1 protein-coding gene is annotated in these 211 nt (G+C 46.0%); it reads left to right on the plus strand.

The features are described 5' to 3' along the window. On the plus strand, positions 1-211 hold a 211-nt coding region (locus AN214_RS23395), incomplete at both ends, for an IS3 family transposase (protein ID WP_152960875.1).

A 211-nucleotide genomic window follows, 5' to 3' on the forward strand; every position in this document is an offset into this window, starting at 1 on the left:
GGCGTTTATGGTAGTCCCCGAATTACAGCTCAACTGAGACGTAATGGCACGCGTGTTGGTGAAAATCGCGTGGCTCGTCTAATGAAGCAAGCCAAGCTTAAAGCTAATTTGGGCTACAAGCGTCGCTATTTTAAATCGTCAACGGCATCTGTCATTTCGGATAATCATGTAAAGCAGCAATTTGTAGTAGCAGAGCCTGATACCACTTGGG

The organism is Pseudoalteromonas sp. P1-9 (genome assembly GCF_001399975.1).
Lineage (GTDB): Bacteria > Pseudomonadota > Gammaproteobacteria > Enterobacterales > Alteromonadaceae > Pseudoalteromonas.